The following is a 922-nucleotide window of genomic DNA, read 5'->3' as shown; positions in this document are numbered from 1 at the left end:
CTTTTAATTGTTTTATTCTAAATATTCAGAACAAAAATTTTATACTTTTCCGTTCATATATTGATTAATAGCTATTTTGATTACTTATGATATCATTTAGTTTACTCAATTATAGTCTATAGTACGTTTGAATGCGAAGTTATTGAACGAAGCAAGTCATTTATGATTAGAAAATGTCATGACCACGACCATCCCAGCACACATCATTAATCCAAAATAAAAACTTTCTTTCTTTGTTGTTGGCATTTCCATCATCCTTTCTTCTAACACCTTCGTTATTATAGCGTTAGTCGAAAGGTCTTCATAAGTGAACAATTTGTGAACTTTTCATTGTGTGTTGAACCTTTTTTTCAATCTAAATGTGGACTTTTTTTAAACTTAAGTATCTCTCAGCAAATTAAATAGGACTACCGAAGTAGTCCAAATTGATATTTTTATATCTTGATAAATGACAATTTCACTTAGTCACGAGTAAGTTTCTTTTCTAAAAAATATTGTTTACATCCTTTCGGGTGATCTTCTACAATCCCCACAACTTTAAACCCTTGTTTTAAATAAAAATCTGGTGCTTGAAAACTAAAAGTATCTAATAATATTAGTCTACAATTATTTTCAATTGCCGTTTTCTCGATTTGATGTAACAACTTTCCACCATAGCCTTTATCTCTCAATGAATCTTCTACCCATAGATAATCAATATGTAAATGGTTCCAGAAAATCTTTCCAGTGATCCCTCCAACAATTTCCCCAGCATCATTTTTAAGTATATGACTAACATGAAATGATGATTGTTTTACTTCTTCGGGAAGCAATGATAAATTGTATTCAATTACCTTATTTCGAATAAAATCACTATCCTCTTTTACCCATTGTTTTGATATGTGCATATTTCCTCTCCTTTTCAAAAGTAATAATGAAAATG

General features: G+C 29.6%; 1 protein-coding gene and 1 pseudogene. Both read right to left on the bottom strand.

The window, feature by feature from the left end:
- Positions 1 to 165: 165 nt before the first annotated feature.
- Positions 166 to 246, bottom strand: a pseudogene (locus tag V7056_RS10200) (DUF2798 domain-containing protein); the annotation flags it as partial.
- Between the two features lie 215 nt (positions 247 to 461).
- On the bottom strand, positions 462 to 887 hold the full coding sequence (locus V7056_RS10195) for a GNAT family N-acetyltransferase (protein WP_499701613.1): 426 nt from the start codon (positions 885 to 887) through the stop codon (positions 462 to 464).
- Positions 888 to 922: the final 35 nt, after the last annotated feature.

The organism is Bacillus sp. JJ664, assembly GCF_036962205.1.
Classification (GTDB): domain Bacteria; phylum Bacillota; class Bacilli; order Bacillales; family Bacillaceae_G; genus Gottfriedia.
The sequence above is the reverse complement of the archived record's forward strand: the minus strand, read 5'-3'. Positions and strand labels throughout refer to the sequence as shown.